The following is an 18907-nucleotide window of genomic DNA, read 5'->3' on the forward strand; positions in this document are numbered from 1 at the left end:
TCGGCTCCCGCGGCGCCTCGCGCTACGCGCATCCGGCCTATGCCGACGGCTTCGCCCTGGAATGCCGCGCCATCCGCCGCGTCCGGGCAGAGATGGGGCTGGCCAACCTCCATGTCATGGTGCCGTTCTGCCGGCGCGAGGAGGAAGCCCGCCGGGTGCTGGCGGCCATGGCGGGCCACGGGCTCGAACGCGGCAAGGACGGCCTCGAGATCCACCTGATGTGCGAGATCCCGAACAACGTCATACGGATCGACGCCTTCTCCGCCCTGTTCGACGGCTTCTCGATCGGCTCGAACGACCTGACCCAGCTGACGCTCGGCGTCGATCGGGATTCCGAGAGCGTCGCCTTCGACTTCGATGAATGCGACCCCGGCATGCTGGAGATGCTTCGCCTGGCCGTCACGGGTGCCAAGCGCAACGGCCGGCATGTCGGGATCTGCGGCGAGGCGCCGGCCAACCATCCGGACATCGCCCGCTACCTGACCCGCCTCGGGATCGACGCGATCAGCGTCAACCCGTCCAGCCTGCTGCGGACCATCATGGTGGTCCAGGAGGCTGAAGCCGACCTCGCGATGCCCTCCGACTGACAGGGTGCGGCGAGCACGATTTCACCGTGCCTGCCTTCAACCCCTGGTCGCGACCGGCTCCGTATCCGACCGGGACCGCAGCGACCGCGGCCGCCGCGCCTTCTATCGCCCTCATGACCTTGGACGACGGCGACGTCCTCGATTCCTTGCGGACTCCGACGCCTTGCGATCACTTGGCGACGATGCTCGCCCTTTCGGGGCGAGCATTCTCTGTCGCTGGCGGCTACAGCGCGAAATCGGCCGCCGTCAGCCCGACCTGGCCGGTCAGCCGGATGTGGAAATCGGACACCCCGTCGCCATCGACGTCGCCGCCGATGGCGGTGATGACGCCGTCCGAGGCGAAGCGGAGCTGCCCCGCGACCCCGGTGTAGAGGGCGGTGCCGATGAAGGTGAAGGCCTGGTCGCCGGCCACGCCGGTGTTGGCGTCGATCGCCGCCAGGTCGATCTTGTCGCCCTGGGCATGGCTGAAGTCGGTGATCCGGTCGGCATTCGCTCCCACCACGCTCTCGCCGATGCTGCGATAAGCGAAGCGGTCGGCCCCGGCATAGCCGAAAAGCGTGTCCTTGCCGGCACCGCCGGTGAGCATGTCATTGCCGTTCCAGCCCTGCAGGGTGTTGGCGCCGGCGTTGCCGACCAGGCTGTCATTGCCCTGGCTGCCGCTGACATTGTCAATGTTGAGCAGAGTGTCGCCTTGGGCGTCCCCGCCCGTGCCGCTCTGGGTCGTCAGGCTGACAACGACCCCGACCGCGCTGGTGTAGTAGCTGGCGGTGTCAGTGCCGCCCCAGCCGTCGATATAATCGGCCCCCGCACCGCCCCGCAGGACATCGTCGCCGACGTCCCCGTCGAGGTAGTCGTCACCGGCCGCCCCGCTCAGGATATCGTTGCGGTCTCTACCATAGATATAATCGTTGCCGCCGGCTCCGGTGATGATGTCGTTGCCCCACCCGGCATGGTAGGTCATCTGCTCCATGTTGATCGCCCGGCTGCCGTCGCTGCCGGGGGCGCCGCTCAGGTTAAGTGTGAAGCTGATGTCGGTGACGGTGTTGCTTCGGTCCAGTTCGAGCGTGTCCGTCCCGGCTCCGCCATCGACGATGTCGACTCCGATGCCGAAGCTGATGGTGTCGTCGCCGTCGCCGCCGTTGACATGGTCGTTGCCGGCGCCACCATCGAGCGTGTCGTTGCCGGCCGCCCCGTTAAGGGTATCGGTGCCGCTACCACCGTGGATGTTATCGTTGCCGCCGGCTCCGGTGATGATGTCGGCGCCCGACCCGGCATGGTAGGTCATGCGCTCCATATTGATCGCCCGACTGCCGTCGCTGCCGGCGGCGCCGTTCAGGGTAAAGCTGATGCCCGTGGTGGTGGTGCTTCGGTCCACCTCGAGCGTGTTGGTCCCGGCTCCGCCATCGACGATATCGGCCCCGATGCCGGTGCTGATGGTGTCGTCGCCGTCGCCGCCGTCGATAGTGTCGTTACCGATGCCGCCGTTGATGGTGTCGTTGCCGGCCGCCCCGGCGAGGACGTCATTCCCGGCATAGCCCGAGATCGTGTCGTTGCCGCCAGCTCCGGTGATGGTGTCGTTGCCCCACCCGGCAAGGTAGGTCATCTGCTCCATGTTGATCGCCTGGCTGCCGTCGCTGCCGGCGGCGCCGTTCAGGATGAAGCTGACCCCGGTGGAGGTGCTGCTGCGGTCGACATAGAGCGCGTCGGCGCCGGCGCCACCATCGGCCTTGTCGACCCCGGCGCCGAAGCCGATGTTGTCGTCGCCGTCGCCGCCGCTAACCACGTCGTTGCCGGCGTCGCCGTCGAGGTGGTCATTCCCGGCGTAGCCGTAGATGGTGTCGTTGCCGGCCTCACCGTAGAGACCCCGGTCGGAATCGACTGAACCGACCAGGACGTCGGCACCGTTGCCGCCACGGCAGAAGTCGTACTCACCCCCGCCCGTCTCGATCCAGTCGTCGCCGTCGCCGCCGTAGACATGGTCGTCACCGGCACCACCGCGAATAATGTCGTTGCCGGCAAGGCCGTTGATGCTATCGCCGCCCGCGAACCCGTCGATGGTGTCGTCTTCGCTGGTCCCCCACAGCATATCGTAGCCTGGGGTTCCCGTAATGATCGCCATGGTGACTATCCTTCCTGTTCAAATCGAATGACTGTTCCAGCCCCCCCGACACGCCGCTTTCAACGCCGGAGGCCTGAGGTGGGCGGCCCGCGAATGCCTGAAAAAAGGGGCATTCCGGATGCGGGAACACCCTCCTCCGGCAATCAAAGCCGATCCGTCACTTCGCGAGCGGCCGCGCCGTCGTGCTGCGACGTTTCTTCCGAGGACCGGCAGTCCTCTCTTCCGCCGGCCCGGCGTCGGGCTTCACCTTTCGACGAGGCCGGGAACCGCGCAGCGGCACATCCCGAAACGGCCAGGTCAGCTCGACCGTTCTCGCGTCCGGGCTGGTCACCTTTTTCGAAGTCGACATCATCTTCTCCCTGGCTATTGCGAGGCCCGCGGCAATCCCGACCTCACATCGCGCTGATCACCTTCAGCGCCCTGGTGTCGGCGGCGCGACCGAAGGTGTCGTAGGCGTCGAGGATCCGGTCGAAGGGGAAGCGGTGCGTGATCAGGCGCGCCGGGTCGATCTTCCCGGATTGCACTGTCCTCAGCAGCATGGGCGTGCGGACATATTCCGCCTGGGTGCCGTCGATCCGGTGGCCGAGGATGCGGCCCGGGGCGCAGGTCGCGACATCGCCCTTGAGGATGTGCAGGTCTGTGCCGCAGATCGTCGTCTTGACCATCCGCACGATCGCATCGCCCGGCGCCTGAATCTCCGGCTTTGGCCGATCCTCGACGGCCTTGTCCCCTGCCCGCGATAGACGAGCGCCTTCATTCCGTCCTCCTGCATCCGCTAGAGACGGACCTGCCTGCCCGACGGCCGGCAGCCGCGAAGACCAGGAGACAATGCAATGCGACCGGCCGCCTTGATGTGCATCAAGCTCGCCAGCGGCAACCGATGCTCTGCCCGCGGCTGATAAAGAACTTTCTGCTCGAATCCTGGGCATCGGAAGGCTGGTCCCGCCCCTGATCGATGACGTCCCGATGCCGGCACACTCCAGATTGTCCCGGTTCCAGGCCACTGCTACCTTGGGACTCGTTGGCCTGGGCGGAGGGCGAGCGTCGGCCCTACGGCCGTTGCCGATCTCGCGTGGAACGGCAAACCGATTGCATGACGCGGCCGAAGAGCCGTTTGGGGATTGAATGGTGACGGCACCGCCCGACATCGAGCACAGTGCGGCGATCCTCGGCGCCCTGCCCGGGCAGATCGCCCTGCTCGGCCGCGATGGGGTTGTCGTCGCAGCCAATCCTAGTTGGCACGCCAATGAATCGGGCAACGCCCTGGCCGGTGCCGCGATCGGCGTCGACTATGTGGCGATCTGCGACAGCGAAGCCCACAAAGGCAATCCGGATGCCGGGCGCCTGGCAAATCAGATCCGGCTGATGCTCTCCCAGCGGAGCGACGGGTTCCTGCTGGAATATTCCTTTCCCGGATCTGCCGGAGACCTGTGCTTCCGCTGTACCGGAGCACGGCCGGCCAATGGCTCGCGCGAAGGCGTCGTCGTCCTGCATTCCGACGTCACCGATGCGCGGGCCGCCCAGGCGACCGCCGAAGCCCGCGAAGCCCATCTGCGGTCGATCCTCGAGAGCATTCCGGATGCAATGGTGGTGATCGATGCCAACGGCCTGATCCAGTCCTTCAGCACCGCGGCCGAACGCCTGTTCGGCTACACGCCCGAGGAGGTCCAGGGCCGCAACGTCAACATGCTGATGCCCTCCCCGTACCGGGAGGCACATGACGGCTATCTGGCGCGCTACTTCGCGACCGGCGAGCGGCGCATCATCGGCATCGGCCGGGTGGTGGTCGGCCGGCGCAAGGATGGCGGCACCTTCCCGATGGAGCTCGCGGTCGGCGAGGTCTCGCGCGAGGGTCACCGGCTGTTCACCGGCTTCATCCGCGACCTGACCGAGCGCCAGCAGACCGAGGCGCGGCTGCAGGAGTTGCAGAGCGAGCTGCTGCACGTCTCGCGCCTGAGCGCCATGGGCCAGATGGCGGCCACCCTGGCGCATGAGCTGAACCAGCCGCTGACCGCCGTGACCAACTACTGCCAGGCCATGCGGCGCATGCTCGCCGGCGAGGCCGAGCCTGACCTGTCGCGGCTGCGCGAGGCTGTCGAGCTCAGCGCCGGACAGGCGCTGCGCGCCGGACAGATCATCCGCCGGCTGCGCGACTTCGTGGCCCGCGGCGAGACCGACAAGCATGTCGAGACCGTCGCCAAGATGCTGGAGGAAGCCAGCGCCCTCGCCCTGGTCGGTGCCAAGGAGCACGGCGTCAAGGTGCATCTCACGGTCGACGCCAGGCCGCAGCATGTCGTCGTCGACAAGATCCAGATCCAGCAGGTGCTCTTGAATCTGATACGGAACGCACTCGAGGCGATGGACAGCAGCGCCAAGCGCGAATTGGAGATCGCCGCAGTGGCGCGAGGGGACATGATCGAGTTCGCCGTGATCGACACAGGCCCGGGCCTGACGCCGGAGGTCGAGGCCCAGCTGTTCCAGCCTTTCGTCACGACCAAGAGTCACGGCATGGGCATCGGCCTGTCGATCTGCCGCACCATCGTCGAGGCGCATGGCGGACGATTGTGGACAGAATCGACCCCGGGCGGCGGTGCCACCTTCCGCTTCGCCCTGCCGGCCGCCGCTGCCGATGGGAATGGCGCCCATGGCTGATATCATGATCGTCCATATCATCGACGACGACGAAGCAGTGCGCCTGTCGCTGAGATTCCTGCTCGAGTCGGCGGGCTTTCGGGTGGAGACGCACCATTCGGCCGTGGCCTTCCTCGGCCGATCCGAGATCCCGCCGCACGGATGCATCGTCACCGATGTCCGCATGCCGGAGATGGATGGGCTCACGCTGCAGCAGAAGCTGGTCGAGCGCGGGATCGTGCTGCCGGTGATCGTGATGACCGGCCATGGCGACATCCCCATCGCCGTGCAGGCGTTGAAGGCCGGCGCGGTCGACTTCCTCGAAAAGCCGTTCGACGACGAGTTGCTGATCGGTGCCATCCGGACGGCGCTGGAGCGCAACCAGCGCGACCGCAGCCGGCAAGGCGAGGTCGCGACGCTGTCCTCGCGGCTCGCGGCCCTGACGCCGCGCGAGCAGGAGGTCCTGGCCGCCCTGGTCAAGGGCCATCCCAACAAGACCATCGCCTACGATCTCGGCATCAGTGCCCGCACGGTCGAGGTCCATCGCGCCCGGGTGATGGAGAAGATGCAGGCCCGGAACCTGTCGGATCTGGTCCGGATGTGGCTCGCGCTCAAACCTGAGGACGACTCGAGCGATCCGGTCCACTCGGCGCGGAGGCCTTGATCCAGATCAAGGCAGGAGCCTGGAGGCGCGTTACCGTTCGGCCCTTGCGCTCAACCGACGACCGCTCATGCCCACGTCCCTTGCCCTGGCCAACCGCCCGACGATTCACGTCGTGGATGACGACGAGGCGGTGCGTCGGTCGCTTGCCTTCCTGCTCGAAGCCGCATCGTTCATGGTCCGCCTTCACGCGTCGGCCGCCAGGTTTCTCGAGACGCCGGATCCGTTGATGACGGGCTGCTTGGTGGTCGACTACGACATGCCGGTGATTGGCGGCCTCGAATTGCTGCGCCGCCTTCGCCTGCGCGAAGTCGCACTGCCCTGCATCGTGATCACGGGCAAGCACGCGGCCGGTATCCGCGAGGCAGCACTGGCCGCGGGAGCGGAGGCCCTGATCGAGAAGCCGTTCGACGGCGAAGAGCTGATCCTCGCGATCCGACGGGCCCTCTCGGAGTCATGAGCGGCTCGGGCGGCTACCCCACCGCGGCCGCGCTCGATGGCGGAACGCCGAGGCAACCGCTGTCCGCTGCCGTCTCGTCATGTTCCGGCTGTCAGCAGGCGTTCGATTTCATGGACCGGATGCTTGGTCAGGTCCTTGTCGATCTCCGCCACGACCACGGCCGATACCAACGGAGACAGGGCTCGGCGCAACGAGCCGAGGATGCCCGGCGGAGCGACAAGAAAAATCGAGCCGATCGGACGCTCCTTGCACAACAGGTCGAGCCTGGCGGCGATCTGCATCGCAAAGTCGTCCTTGTCCCGGCGATGCCAATCAGTCTGTTCGATCGCGCTCGCGGGAGCCGACCGGTTCTGAAGGCGTCCTGGTCGGTCGGTCCCCTGATCCGACGTCCTGCCCCGGTCGGGAGCTTCCATGCGCTCGACCAGGCGTAGAGCGGGACAGCGTCCGTCACCCGCATTCCTCAAGAACAGGGCCTTCGTGGCATCGCAGACGACGATCCACGCGTCATGGGACAGATGAAGAGTGGTCATGGCTGCGCTCCCCGTGTCGAAGAACCTCATCACACAGCAACGCCGGCCCCTCGGCTTTGATCTGGATCAGGAAGAGAGTCTGGCGATCACGAAACCTGGGAGTGGAGGCAATCTTCCCGGCGCCGCCGCGGCATGGGTCGTGAGCCGGCTTCGACCCACCGCCGTGCCGAAGGAAACCGCATCTGATGCCCTGTTCGGCTGCTGCGGCTCCCGGCCCCGAGCGCAGATCGTGCCGGCAGAATCAGCGCTGGCCGCTGTCGCGGGCCGCCGCAGCGGAGCCGTCCTCGTGCAGCTCAAGCCACATCGCGTTGAGGATGGAGAAGGCGCAGGCGAAGCCGACGCCAAGGACCCAGGCGAAGTACCACATCGGTGATCTCCCGGCTCAATAGGTGCTGGTGGAATTATCGGTGACATAGGCCAGGGTCACGCGACCGCGCAGCACGCGATACACCCAGGCCGTGTAGACCAGGACGACCGGCAGGAAGACCACGGTCGCGCCCAGCATGATGGCGAGGGTCAGGCGGCTCGACGACGCGTCCCAGACCGTCAGGCTGGCGTTCGGATCGAGCGAGGACGGCAGCAGGAAGGGGAACACACTGAGACCGGCCGTCGCGATCACACCCGCCACGCTGAGCCCGCTCGACAGGAGCGTGAGGCGGGGCCGCCCCAGGCCGGACAGTGCGATCACCCCGAGCGCCCCGAGGAAGGCGAGCGCGGGAGCGGCCAAGGTCCAAGTCTGCTCTCCATAGTTGGCCAGCCAGGCCCCGGAGGCACGCGCCACCTGCTTCAGCAGGGGGTTCGACGGTCCGTCATGCGCTGCCGTGCCGACGATGGCATAGCCGTCGATGCCGATCGCCACCCAGAGGCCGGCAACGGCGAACAGCGCGATCAGGGCGATCGCGGCCAAGTGCATGAAGGTGACCGCGCGGGCTGCCACGGGCTCCGCCGCCTTCAGCGCCAGCCAGGCGCCGCCGTGCATGACCAGCATGGCGACGCTGACGAGGCCACAGAGCAGTGCGAAGGGGTTGAGCAACCCGAATAGGGTTCCCTCGTAGGTCATCCGCAGCGTCTCGTCGAAGCGGAAAGGCACGCCTTGCAGCACGTTGCCGAAGGCGACGCCGAAGATCAGCGACGGCACCAGGCCGCCGACGAAGAGCGCGCCGTCCCAGGCCCGGCGCCATGTCGGATGCTCGATCTTGGAGCGGAACTTGAACGCCACCGGCCGCAGGATCAGCGCGACCAAAACCAGGAACATGGCCAGGTAGAAGCCGGAGAACGCGACGGCATAGAGCGGCGGCCAGGCGGCGAAGATCGCCCCGCCGCCCAGGATGAACCAGACCTGGTTGCCTTCCCAGACCGGGCCGACGGTGTTGATCACCACCCGCCGTTCCGCGTCGGTCCGGCCGACGAAGGGGAGCAGCATCGCAGCCCCGAGGTCGAACCCGTCCATGATGGCGAAGCCGATCAGGAGGATGCCGAGCAGCGCCCACCAGATCAGGCGCAGGATTTCATAGTCGAACATGGTGCGATCCTCGCGGGGACTATTCGGCCGCGGCCGGTGCGACGGCCAGGCCGGGCTCGGCCGAGAGGTCCGGTTCCGAGGGCGCGGGGCCGAGACGGATGGCCTTGGTCATCAGATAGACATCGACGATGAGCAGGACGGAATAGACGGCGACGAAGCCCAGCAGCGTGGTCAGGACGCTGCCCGCCGATAGGTTGGACACCGCCAGGAAGGTCGGCAGCACGCCTTCGATCACCCAGGGCTGGCGCCCAACCTCGGCCACGTACCAGCCGAGCTCCGCCGCGATCCAGGGCAGCGGCAGCGACCACAGCGCGACCCGAAGAAACAGGCGAGAGGTGTGCAGACGCCGCATCGAAGCCAGGGTGAAGGCGACGGCGAACAGGCCGATGAAGAAGAAGCCGAGCCCGACCATCAGTCGGAAGCTCCAGAACAGTGGCGAGACGCTCGGCACCGTGCTCCAGGCGGCCTGCGCGATCTCGACGTCGGTGGCCGCGAGGATGTCCGGTCGGACCGCCTTCAGCAGCAGCGCATAGCCGAGATCGTCGGCATGGGCAGAGAGGCGAGCCCGGGCCGTGGCGTCGCTGCGGTCGGCCTGCAACTGCTGGAGGCTGTCATAGGCGATGAGGCCCGAGCGGATGCGCGTCTGCGCGTGGGCCACCAGCTGGTTGATGCCCGGCACCTCGCCGTCGACCGACCGGGTGGCGATCAGGCCGAGCATCCAGGGCACCTTGACTTCGTAGTCGGTCCGGCGTGCCTCCTGGTCCGGCAGGCCGAACAGGGTGAAGGAGGCCGGCGCCGGCTCGGTATCCCACATCGCCTCGATCGCGGCGATCTTCATCTTCTGGTTCTCACCGGCGGTGTAGCCGCTCTCGTCGCCGAGGACGACCACCGACAGGGCCGCAGCGAGGCCGAAGCTGGCTGCCACGGTCATCGACCGCTTGGCGAGGTCGACATGCCGGCCGCGCAGCAGGTAGAGCGCGCTGATCGACAGCACGAACACGGCACCGGTCACGTAGCCGGCGCTGACGGTGTGGACGAACTTCGCCTGCGCCACCGGATTGAAGATGACGGCCATGAAGTCCGTCACCTCCATGCGCATGGTGTCGGGATTGAAGTGGGCCCCGACCGGGTGCTGCATCCAGCCATTGGCCACCAGAATCCACAGCGCCGAGAGGTTGGAGCCGAGCGCCACCAGCCAGGTGACGATCAGGTGGCCGACCTTCGACAGCCGGTCCCAGCCGAAGAAGAACAGGCCGATGAATGTCGCCTCCAGGAAGAACGCCATCAGCCCTTCGATCGCCAGCGGTGCGCCGAAGATGTCGCCGACATACTGGCTGTAATAGGCCCAGTTCATGCCGAACTGGAATTCCATGGTGATGCCGGTGGCGACCCCCATGGCGAAGTTGATGCCGAAGAGGATGCCCCAGAACTTGGTCATCCGGCGCCAGACCTCGCGGCCGGTCATCACGTAGACGCTCTCCATGATGCCGAGCAGGACGGCGAGGCCGAGCGTCAGGGGCACGAACAGGAAGTGGTACATGGCCGTCAGGCCGAACTGCAGCCGCGAAAGCTGCACGAGGTCGAGAGCTGTGGTCACGGCACGAGATCCCTCGGACGGGCGCCGGCATCGGACGCCCCGAGCCGCTGGTGTCGACCACAGTGGCCGTAGGCACCTTGATCTGGATCAAACCCGGCCATGGCGCCCTCTGCCATTGGAGACCTTCGAGGCGCAGTCGGAGGCGGAGGATGGTCGGTCTCATCGAGACGGAAGGTGGCAGGAAGGGCCGCTCGCGATCGCGGCTTGGCCTTCTCAGGCTGCTCGGCCCTGGCCTTTTCACCGGCGCCGCGGATGACGACCCGAGCGGCATTGCCACCTACAGCCAGGCCGGCGCGCAGTTCGGCTACGGCATGGCCTGGGTGATGCTGTTCAGCTATCCGCTGATGGCCGTCACTCAGTCGATCAGCGCCCGCATCGGCTGCGTCACCGGACGCGGCATCGCGCAGAACCTGCGCCGGCACCATTCGCGGTGGCTGCTGCGGGCCGTCGTGCTGGCGCTGCTGGTGGCAAACATCGCCAATCTGGGGGCGGACCTCGGCGCCATGGCGGCAGCGGCACAGCTTCTGATCCCAGGCCCCGCCCTGCTCTACGGCATCGGCTTCGCGGCCCTGTGCGTCGTGCTGGAGGTGTTTCTCAGCTATGCGCGCTACGCCGCCGTCCTGAAATGGCTCACCCTGTCCCTCCTGGCCTATGCCGCGGTGGTCTTCGTCGTCCATGTGCCGTGGGGCGAGGCGCTGCTGCGGACCTTCGTGCCGCATCTGGCCTTCGATGCCGACCATGCCGAGGCGCTGGTGGCGCTGCTGGGCACGACGATCAGCCCCTACCTCTTCTTCTGGCAGGCGTCGCAGGAGGTCGAGGAGCGGCTGAGGCGCTCGTCGCAGCCGCTCTACGTGACGCCCGCCCAGGCAGGCCCGGAGCTGGCGCGGGTCCGGGTCGATACCTGGGTCGGCATGGGCTATTCGAACCTGATTTCGTTGTTCATCATCTTCGCCACGGCGGCGACGCTGCATGCCAGCGGCCTCACCGATATCCAGAGTTCGGCGCAGGCGGCCGAGGCGCTGCGCCCGATTGCCGGCGACCTCGCCTTTGCCGTCTTCGCCTGCGGCATCATCGGCACCGGCCTGCTGGCCGTTCCCGTGCTGGCGGGCTCCGCCGCCTATGCGGTCTGCGAGACATTCGACTGGGTCGAGGGCCTCGACCACAAGCCGAAGGAGGCGAAAGCCTTCTACGGCGTGATCGTTCTGGCGACGGTCCTCGGCCTGGGGGTGGGCTTCACCGGGATCGATCCGATCAAGGCCCTGTACTGGAGCGCCGTGCTCAATGGTCTCCTCGCCGCGCCTCTGATGGCGACGATGCTGCTGATCGCGACCAGCCGAAACATCATGGGTGCCCTGACCCTGCCCCGATCCATCGCCGCGGCGGGATGGCTCGCAACGCTGGTGATGGCGGCCGCGTCGATCGCCTTCCTGGTGCTGTGACGTCGCCGCCCCGCGACGGCCCCGTCGAAACCTGGATCAGCTTGATTTAGCTCAAGGCCAACGTCTCCGAACGCCGGCACCATCGGCACCATCATTGAGGAGGCGTCTATGTCCGGAGACGTTCAGCAAGAGGTGATCGCGTTCCTGTCGCAGCCGGAGGCCTACGGCGCGGCCTCGGTGCAGCGGGTGGAAACCCATGCCTCCATCGTTTTCCTGGCCGGCGGCCACGCCTACAAGCTCAAGAAGGCGGTCCGCTTCAGCTATCTCGACTATTCCACCCCGGAGCTCCGGCGGGCGGCCTGCGAGAAGGAACTGGTGCTGAACCGCCGGACGGCTCCGGACCTCTATCTGCGCGTGATGCCGGTGTGCCGGGCAGCCTCGGGCGGCCTGACCCTTGGCGGCGACGGCGCGATCGTCGACTGGCTCCTGGTCATGCTGCGCTTCGACGCGTCCGGACAGTTCGACCGGCTGGCCCGCCACGGACAGCTGACCGTCGAAATGATGCGCCAGCTTGCCGACCGGATCGCTGACTTCCACCGGTCGCTGTCGGAAGAACAGCAGTTTGGCGGACCCGCGGCGATCGCCGAGATCATCGTCGAGAACGACGGCAATCTGGCCCGCTTCGGGACCGGGCTGTTCGACGCGGCGGCGATCAGCCGGCTGACCATGCGCTCGCTGGACGAGGCGTCCCGGCACAAAAGGCTGCTGCACCAGCGCCAGAGGGAGGGCCATGTGCGTCGCGGCCATGGCGACCTCCACCTCGGCAACATTGCGTTGTGGCGTGGGGCGCCCATGCTGTTCGACGCGATCGAGTTCTCCGATCGCCTCGCCTGCGTCGACATCCTCTACGACCTGTCCTTCCTGCTGATGGATCTGATCGAACGATCCCGGCCCGATCTGGCCAGCGCCGTGTTCAACCGCTATCTCGATCGCATGCCGGACGAGACGGACGGCCCCCCCCTGCTGCCGCTGTTCCTGTCAATCCACGCCGCGATCCGTGCCCATGTTCAGGCGACGATGGCGAGCGGGGCGACTGACAGCGCCGCACGGTTGGATGCTCGCCGCCGCGCCACGGGCTATTTTGAGCTTGCGGGCGAGCTCCTGCAGGCCAGCCCGCCGCGGCTGCTCGCGATCGGCGGGGTGAGCGGTACCGGCAAGTCGACTCTTGCAGCGCATCTCACCCCCTATACCGGCCGGCCCCTCGGGGCCCGGATCCTGCGCTCCGACGTCATCCGCAAGCAGTTGCACGGCGTGGCGCCCGAGGACCGTCTCCCCGACAGCACCTACACCCTGGAGAAGACGGCGCGGGTCTATGACGCACTCCGCCGCGAAGCGGACCAACTCCTGGCGTCGGGCTGCTCGGTAATCGTCGACGCCACCTTCCTGGACCCAGCGGAGCGGGCAGCAATCCGTGCTGTGGCCGATGGTCGGGAGGTGCCGTTCGCCGGCCTCTGGCTGGACGCACCTGACAGCGTGCTGGCATCCCGGCTGTCGGTCCGGGTGAGCGATGCATCGGACGCCACCCCGGCGGTGCTCGGGCGACAGCGGCACGAGGCGACGGCTCCCGCCGATTGGGCCGACTTTGCCTCGGACTGCCCGGCCTCGACTCTGGTGTTCCGGACGTTGCGGTATTTGGGCCGCCTGGGGTGGCTCGTTGGCCTCCCGAACGAGCCCCCGGTCGGCGCCATCGTCGCCGACACAGCCCCGTTGACGATAGGAGTCAGCCATGGCCGGTCATGATCGACAGAGCGGCCGCCGACCAAGGGCGCACGACAAATCCCTCGCTCGCATCCGCATGGAACTGGCGCGCACGCCGGAGACCCCCGAAGGCGACCAAGACTGCGGCTACGAGCTGATCGCCCCGCTCGATCCCGGCGGGCATCTCGACGCCGACGCCTGGCGCGAGCGCCAGGCAGAGTGCACGGTCCGCCGTTTCTGGTCCGGCGTCGACGACGAGCATGGTCGGCTGATCCACACCCGCGACCGCCGCTGGGCCTTCTCCTATGCCCCCGGAGAAGACGATGACGAGCCGATCTGGCGCCTCGACACCCACCGCTTCGTCGAAGGCGAGTATGTCTCGGTGACCGAGCATGACGGCGTCACCCGGCCCTTCCGCATTGTCCGGGTACGGCCATGGCCTGCCGCATTCGGCTGAGGGACTGACACGCCTCGCTCCGGCGCGCCGCTGGCGCGTCTGAATCATGCCGTTGTGGAGACCGGTCGATGATGAAGCTGAACGGGCTGGCAAGGCGCTACCGCGTCGACGACGGACGCGGATTCCGCCTGGCCGTGTGGGACCCGGGCGACGCCAATGGCCTGATCGACGAAACCTCGGCGCAAGGCCTCGTCCAGCTGTCCGAGATCCAGGAACGGCTCTGTGCTCAGGATCATTGGGCGGTGCTGCTGATCCTCCAGGGCATGGATACCGCCGGCAAGGGCAGCGCCGCCAGATACATCATGTCCCGCATGGAGCCCCAGGGCTGCCAGGTCACCGCCTTCGGGCGGCCTTCGGCGGAGGAGCTGGACCACGACTTCATGTGGCGAACCACCCGGCACCTGCCGGAGCGTGGCCGCATCGGCATCTTCCGCCGCTCCTACTACGAGGAGGTGCTGGTCGTCCGGGTCCATTCCGATATCCTCGGCAACCAGCGGCTGCCGCCGAAGTTGGTGACCAGGAAGATCTGGAAGGAGCGGTTCGAGGACATCAACGCCTTCGAGCGCTACCTGACCCGCAACGGCACCCTGGTCCTGAAATTCTTCCTCAACCTCTCGAAGGAGGAACACAAGCGGCGCCTCCTCGCTCGGCTCGATGATCCCACGAAGCAATGGAAGTTCGACCCGGAATCAGCGACGGAACACCAGCGCTGGGACGACTATATGAAGGCCTATGAGGAGATGGTCCGTGCCACCGCGACGCCGGATTCGCCCTGGCATGTGATCCCGGCCGACAACAGGTGGTTCGCCCTTCTCGTGGTCGCGTCGGCCGTCGTCGATGCGATGGAGGGGCTCGGCTTGGCCGCGCCAGACATCGGACAGCAGTTGCAGGAACGGCTGCTGTCGGCCCGGGCCGTGCTGGAGAACGAATAGGCGTGGGACCGGACGACTGCCGTCGGAGTCAGCAGGGAGCTTATCCATGAAAGCCATGATCCTCACGAAACCAGGGACGCGGCTGGAGTCCGCCGACCTGCCGCAGCCCGTCCCGGGCCCGACTGAGGTCGTCATCCGCGTCTCTGCCTGCGGTGTCTGCCGCACCGATCTGCATGTCGTCGATGGCGAGTTGCCCTCCCCCAAGCCGCGGCTGGTCCCAGGGCATGAGATCGTCGGCCGGGTGGTTGCGGCCGGCAGCGAGGCTACCCGGTTCAAGACCGGCGACCGGGTCGGCGTGCCATGGCTCGCCTGGACCTGCGGCACTTGTGAGTTCTGCCGCCGCGGCCAGGAGAACCTCTGCGAGAGCGCCCGCTTCACAGGCTATCAGCTCGACGGCGGCTATGCGGAGTACGCCCGGGCCGACGAACGGTTCTGCGTTCCGATCCCGGAGGCCTACGGCGACGTCGAGGCAGCCCCCCTTCTCTGCGCGGGGCTGATCGGGTACCGGGCCCTCAGCCTCGCCGGCGAGGCGCCGCGGATCGGCCTCTATGGCTTCGGCGCCTCCGCACACATCGTCATTCAGGTGGCCCGTCACCGCGGCCAGGAGGTCGCCGTCTTCACCAGGCCGGGCGACCTCGATGCCCAGGCCTTCGCCCGCCGCCTCGGCGCCGCCTGGGTTGGCGGGTCCGATGAGACCCCGCCGGCGCCCCTCGATGCCGCCATCATCTTCGCTCCGGTCGGTGCACTCGTTCCGGCCGCGCTGCAGGCGGTCCGAAAGGGCGGGGCCGTCATCTGCGCCGGCATCCACATGTCGGACATCCCCCGCTTCCCCTATGCGCTGCTGTGGCCCGAACGGACGATCCGTGCGATCGCCAACCTGACCCGCCAGGACGCCGAGGCCTTCATGGCCGTGGCCGCGGAGATCCCGATCCGAACCGAGACCCTCGCCATGCCGCTGGACCAAGCGAACGAGGCTCTGGCGCGGCTGCGCGACGGCCGTCTGACCGGGGCCGCCGTCCTCGTTCCGGATGCGGCCCCGGACGAATCCGACTCACCAGCGCCAGGCTGATCGCGAACACGACGAAGGCGCCGATGATCGCGGCAAGGATGATGGTTTCATGGTCCGTCATGGCAGTCTCCAATCGCGATCGGCGGAATAACGTCGACAGACTGGCTTTTCCGGCCCTTCATCTCCTTGATCCAAGTCAATGATCGAGGCGATCGGCCGTGCTCGATTGCTACGCCCTGGTTCTGCATCCGGGGCATCGGCAGAAACCTGCCCGGTTTCGGCCGGGCTCTTTTTGGTCTGCTACGCAGTTTCCCGTACGTATCCTTCACAATGATGCGGGACGCGGCCGAAGCGTAAGACAGCTGCACATCCAACGGCACGCAGCAGAGGCCGCCATGCAGACGCACCTTGCCCTACCCGTGTCCCGGTCGCCGCAGGGCCTTGCCCCGGCCCTGCCCGCCCGTCGCGACGCAAGCGTTGACGACGCCCCACCCAGCCTCGCGGCCCTCGGGGTCGTGGCCTCTCTGAGCCGCGGCGCCGCTGCCTATCGCGAGGGGGATCCCGCCCTGCATTGGTACCGCGTCGTCTCCGGCACAGGCTGCACCAACAAGTTGCTGCCCGATGGCCGCCGGCAGATCGGCGCCTTCCTGCATGCCGGCGATTTCTTCGGCTTCGAGGCGCTCCATGAGCACGGCTTCGCCGCCGAGGCTCTGACGGACATGGTCGTCATCCGCTATCCGCGGCAGCGCGCCGAGGCTCTGGCGCAGGCCGACGACGCCGTTGGCCATCGCTTCCGTGAGATCACCTGCCGCTCCCTGAGCGCCGCCTATGAGCGCCTTCTCACCCTCGGGCGCAAGACCGCGACGGAGCGCGTCGTCACCTTCCTGCTCGAGCTGGCCCGCACAGCCCCGGACGGACGGACGATCTGCCTCCCGATGTCCCGCGGCGACATCGGGGACTATCTCGGCCTGACACTCGAAACCGTCAGCCGGACCTTCGCGGCCCTCAAACACGACGGGCTGATCGAACTGGCCGGAGCGCACCGCGTGCTGCTGCTTGACTGTCCCGCGCTGGAGTCGATCACCGAAGGCGATGAACCCGCCGTCCGGCTCGGGCACGCCTGAGCATGGCCTCTCGTCCCTCGACCGCAGGCAGTCCAAGGGAGGCATCCATGAACGACGCTCGAACCGTTTCGATCCTGGCGGAATGCCTCGAAGCAATGCGCGCCCGTCATCTGCGCTTCCGCCGCGCGGGCCAGGAGCTGCTTCCGCGGGAGCGGGCGAAGTTCTGCTCCGCCACGCGGCTGCTCCGCGACGCCATCGCATGCCGGGACGAGACACTGCTCGACCAGGCGCTCACATGCCTGAGGAATGACGGCTCGTCGACCGGCAGCATCATGATCGAGCCCAAGACCCGACACTACACCGCCTCAACGCTCGGCCTGGACGTTCGGGATCTCGCCGATCTCTGCCGCGGTCTCCAGGCATCGGGACTTCCTCGCGCTGCGGACCCCATGGGCGCCACTCATCGCTTCACGGGCAGCGGCAAGCCATAGCTGGTCTGAGAAGGCCCCCGACTTGATCATGGTGGGCTGAACCAGGCCGGGGGCGGACGAACCACCCGCACGCCTCCGGCCCGGCAGACGGCACTCAGGCCGCCTTCACCTCGATCTTCTTCTCGGATTTCAGGGCCTCGGCCGATTTCGGCAGCGAGATCGTCAACACGCCGTTCTTGAAGCTCGCCGCGATCTTGTTCGTGTCGACGTCATCCGGCAGCGTGAAGGAGCGCTGGAACGAGCCGTACCGCCGCTCGGTGAGATGGTAGCCCTTCTCCCGCTCCTCCTTCTCCTCGGACTTCTCGCCGTTGACGGTCAGGACGCCGTTCGACAGCTTGACCTCGACATGGTGCTCGTCGAGGCCCGGCAGCTCGGCGGTGAGCTGATATTCCTTGTCCTTTTCGGCGATGTCGACCGCGGGTGCGATGCCCTGGATCATCCCCCGCGGCCCGGTCGGCTCGACGTCGAACATCGCCCGGCCGAACGGCAGGAACTGCAGCCCCCGATGGAAACCTTCGAACGCGCGGTCGATCTCCTGCCGCAGGCTCTGGAACGGGTCCCAGACGCGCGCGGCCGCAGGGGCCGGAGTGGAAGCCGCCTCGGTCTTGACCGGTATCTTGGACACCTGTGTCATCGTCAGTCCTCCTGTTGATGAGCAGGACGGGTCGCACAGGAGAATCAGGTTTGCCCGCTGCCCATGGATGCGCCCAGCCGATCCGTGCCCGAAGCGCCGGGACGGCGGGACGCGCCCAAGCATCATGGGATCGTGCCCCCCCGACGCGCTTTGACCTGAGTCAAGTCCGGCGTCCGAGATCTAGGGCGCTGGAGCGAGGACACGGTTGATCCTGATCAAAACCGCGACCGGTCGCACCGGATAGGGTGCTTCGATGCGACCCTATCGAGGCCTGCCATGGTCCTCCGCAATATTCGTATCCCGCCGGTCGGTCTGCCCGGCACGCTGCGCCTGCCGAATCCCCCCCGATCCCTTGTGATCTTTGTGCAGGCGAGCGGTTCGAGCCGGTTCGAGCCGCGCAACGTGGCTTTGGCCGAGGGCCTCTGCCGGCACGGCTTCGCGACCCTCCTGCTCGACCTCTTGACCTTTCAGGAAGAACGCAACCAGGCGAACATCTTCAGCATCCCGCTGCTCGCTGCGCGACTGATCGGCACGATCCGCTGGGTCGAAAGCCAGTTGGACCTCGCCGCACTTCCCCTGGGCCTCTTCGCGACCGGCACGGGGGCCGCGGCAGCCTTGGTCGCCGCCGCGAGCCGAAGGCAGGTCAAGGCAATCGTGACATATGAAGGTCGTCCCGACCTCGCTCATGAAGCGGTCGACGATGTCTGGGTCCCGACGCTCTTGATCGTCGGCGACCACCACAACCGCCTGGTCGCGCACAACCGGCATGTCCATGCCCGACTGAAGGGTCCGAAGTCCTTCAAGGTCGTCGCAACGGCCCGCTTCCAGTTCGCCGAGCCGGACACGACGGCCGCTATCGTCGACCAGGCCACGCGCTGGTTCGGCCGCCATCTCGGCCACGGGCGGATCCAGGACATGGGAGCGGCGCATCCAGAAGGCGGCACGGCCCCACTTGGATGGGACGCAGGCCTGCGGGAAGGAGACCGATGAACCAGGTCGGAGTCTTCTTCGATGCCCTCAGGGCAGCCCGGGACAAGCAGGCCTTGACGCTTCTGGCCGGCGGCATTGCCCTCGCC

At 67.2% G+C, this 18907-nt stretch carries 19 protein-coding genes; 12 read left to right on the top strand and 7 right to left on the bottom strand.

The features are described from left to right. A partial coding sequence (locus AAHM41_RS30485) for a putative PEP-binding protein (RefSeq protein ID WP_342240390.1) occupies window positions 1-587 on the top strand: 587 nt, incomplete at its 5' end. A 223-nt stretch (window positions 588-810) separates the two neighbouring features. Here AAHM41_RS30485 and AAHM41_RS30490 read toward each other — a convergent pair. Together AAHM41_RS30490 and AAHM41_RS30495 are read right to left on the bottom strand one after the other, a co-directional pair. Further along, window positions 811-2706 (bottom strand): calcium-binding protein, encoded by a 1896-nt coding sequence (locus AAHM41_RS30490; protein WP_342240391.1) that lies wholly within the window; start codon window positions 2704-2706, stop codon window positions 811-813. A gap of 392 nt (window positions 2707-3098) precedes the next feature. Next, window positions 3099-3371: an alcohol dehydrogenase catalytic domain-containing protein gene (locus AAHM41_RS30495; RefSeq protein WP_342240392.1), complete on the bottom strand. Its 273-nt coding sequence runs from the start codon at window positions 3369-3371 to the stop codon at window positions 3099-3101. A gap of 460 nt (window positions 3372-3831) precedes the next feature. On the opposite strand from AAHM41_RS30495, the gene AAHM41_RS30500 reads away from it, so the two are divergent. The 3 genes from AAHM41_RS30500 to AAHM41_RS30510 all read left to right on the top strand — a co-directional run bounded on the left by AAHM41_RS30500 (window position 3832) and on the right by AAHM41_RS30510 (window position 6458). Continuing rightward, window positions 3832-5358, top strand: a complete 1527-nt coding sequence (locus tag AAHM41_RS30500; protein WP_342240393.1) for a PAS domain-containing sensor histidine kinase — start codon at window positions 3832-3834, stop codon at window positions 5356-5358. After that, the gene (gene fixJ / locus AAHM41_RS30505) at window positions 5351-6001 is read left to right on the top strand and encodes a response regulator FixJ (RefSeq protein ID WP_342240394.1); all 651 of its coding nucleotides are present in this window, start codon (window positions 5351-5353) and stop codon (window positions 5999-6001) included. Before AAHM41_RS30500 ends, fixJ begins: the two co-directional genes overlap by 8 nt. A gap of 67 nt (window positions 6002-6068) precedes the next feature. Then, entirely contained in the window at window positions 6069-6458 is a 390-nt protein-coding gene (locus tag AAHM41_RS30510; protein WP_342240395.1) for a response regulator, read from the top strand. Window positions 6459-6535: 77 nt separating this feature from the next. On the opposite strand, the gene AAHM41_RS30515 is transcribed toward AAHM41_RS30510, so the two are convergent. The 4 genes from AAHM41_RS30515 to AAHM41_RS30530 all read right to left on the bottom strand — a co-directional run bounded on the left by AAHM41_RS30515 (window position 6536) and on the right by AAHM41_RS30530 (window position 10107). After that, the gene (locus AAHM41_RS30515) at window positions 6536-6988 is read right to left on the bottom strand and encodes a host attachment protein (protein WP_342240396.1); all 453 of its coding nucleotides are present in this window, start codon (window positions 6986-6988) and stop codon (window positions 6536-6538) included. A 241-nt stretch (window positions 6989-7229) separates the two neighbouring features. Continuing rightward, window positions 7230-7355: a cytochrome bd-I oxidase subunit CydX gene (cydX, locus tag AAHM41_RS30520; protein ID WP_342240397.1), complete on the bottom strand. Its 126-nt coding sequence runs from the start codon at window positions 7353-7355 to the stop codon at window positions 7230-7232. 15 nt (window positions 7356-7370) lie between these two features. Next, on the bottom strand, window positions 7371-8510 hold the full coding sequence (gene cydB, locus AAHM41_RS30525) for a cytochrome d ubiquinol oxidase subunit II (protein WP_342240398.1): 1140 nt from the start codon (window positions 8508-8510) through the stop codon (window positions 7371-7373). A 19-nt stretch (window positions 8511-8529) separates the two neighbouring features. Beyond that, window positions 8530-10107 carry a cytochrome ubiquinol oxidase subunit I gene (locus tag AAHM41_RS30530; protein WP_342240399.1) on the bottom strand — a complete coding sequence of 526 codons (1578 nt, stop codon included), beginning with the start codon at window positions 10105-10107 and terminating at the stop codon, window positions 8530-8532. A 149-nt stretch (window positions 10108-10256) separates the two neighbouring features. On the opposite strand from AAHM41_RS30530, the gene AAHM41_RS30535 reads away from it, so the two are divergent. The 7 genes from AAHM41_RS30535 to AAHM41_RS30565 all read left to right on the top strand — a co-directional run bounded on the left by AAHM41_RS30535 (window position 10257) and on the right by AAHM41_RS30565 (window position 17197). Continuing rightward, window positions 10257-11546: an NRAMP family divalent metal transporter gene (locus AAHM41_RS30535; protein WP_342240400.1), complete on the top strand. Its 1290-nt coding sequence runs from the start codon at window positions 10257-10259 to the stop codon at window positions 11544-11546. A 132-nt stretch (window positions 11547-11678) separates the two neighbouring features. After that, window positions 11679-13286, top strand: coding sequence for a bifunctional aminoglycoside phosphotransferase/ATP-binding protein (locus AAHM41_RS30540; RefSeq protein WP_342240401.1), 1608 nt, complete (start codon window positions 11679-11681; stop codon window positions 13284-13286). Then, a complete protein-coding gene (locus AAHM41_RS30545) occupies window positions 13273-13701 on the top strand; it encodes a hypothetical protein (protein ID WP_342240402.1) in 429 nt (142 codons plus the stop codon). Before AAHM41_RS30540 ends, AAHM41_RS30545 begins: the two co-directional genes overlap by 14 nt. A 68-nt stretch (window positions 13702-13769) precedes the next feature. After that, window positions 13770-14633 carry a PPK2 family polyphosphate kinase gene (locus AAHM41_RS30550; protein WP_342240403.1) on the top strand — a complete coding sequence of 288 codons (864 nt, stop codon included), beginning with the start codon at window positions 13770-13772 and terminating at the stop codon, window positions 14631-14633. A gap of 46 nt (window positions 14634-14679) precedes the next feature. After that, a complete protein-coding gene (locus AAHM41_RS30555) occupies window positions 14680-15702 on the top strand; it encodes a zinc-dependent alcohol dehydrogenase family protein (protein ID WP_342240404.1) in 1023 nt (340 codons plus the stop codon). A 335-nt stretch (window positions 15703-16037) separates the two neighbouring features. Beyond that, entirely contained in the window at window positions 16038-16766 is a 729-nt protein-coding gene (locus AAHM41_RS30560; RefSeq protein WP_342240405.1) for a helix-turn-helix domain-containing protein, read from the top strand. 47 nt (window positions 16767-16813) lie between these two features. Further along, complete coding sequence (locus AAHM41_RS30565) at window positions 16814-17197, top strand: hypothetical protein (protein ID WP_342240406.1); 384 nt, start codon at window positions 16814-16816, stop codon at window positions 17195-17197. 94 nt (window positions 17198-17291) lie between these two features. On the opposite strand, the gene AAHM41_RS30570 is transcribed toward AAHM41_RS30565, so the two are convergent. Then, a complete protein-coding gene (locus AAHM41_RS30570; RefSeq protein WP_342240407.1) occupies window positions 17292-17831 on the bottom strand; it encodes an Hsp20/alpha crystallin family protein in 540 nt (179 codons plus the stop codon). A 276-nt stretch (window positions 17832-18107) separates the two neighbouring features. Here AAHM41_RS30570 and AAHM41_RS30575 point away from each other — a divergent pair, with 276 nt between their 5' ends. Then, the gene (locus AAHM41_RS30575; protein WP_342240408.1) at window positions 18108-18821 is read left to right on the top strand and encodes an alpha/beta hydrolase; all 714 of its coding nucleotides are present in this window, start codon (window positions 18108-18110) and stop codon (window positions 18819-18821) included. Window positions 18822-18907 lie beyond the last annotated feature (86 nt).

The sequence above is a fragment of the Inquilinus sp. OTU3971 genome (assembly GCF_038440215.1).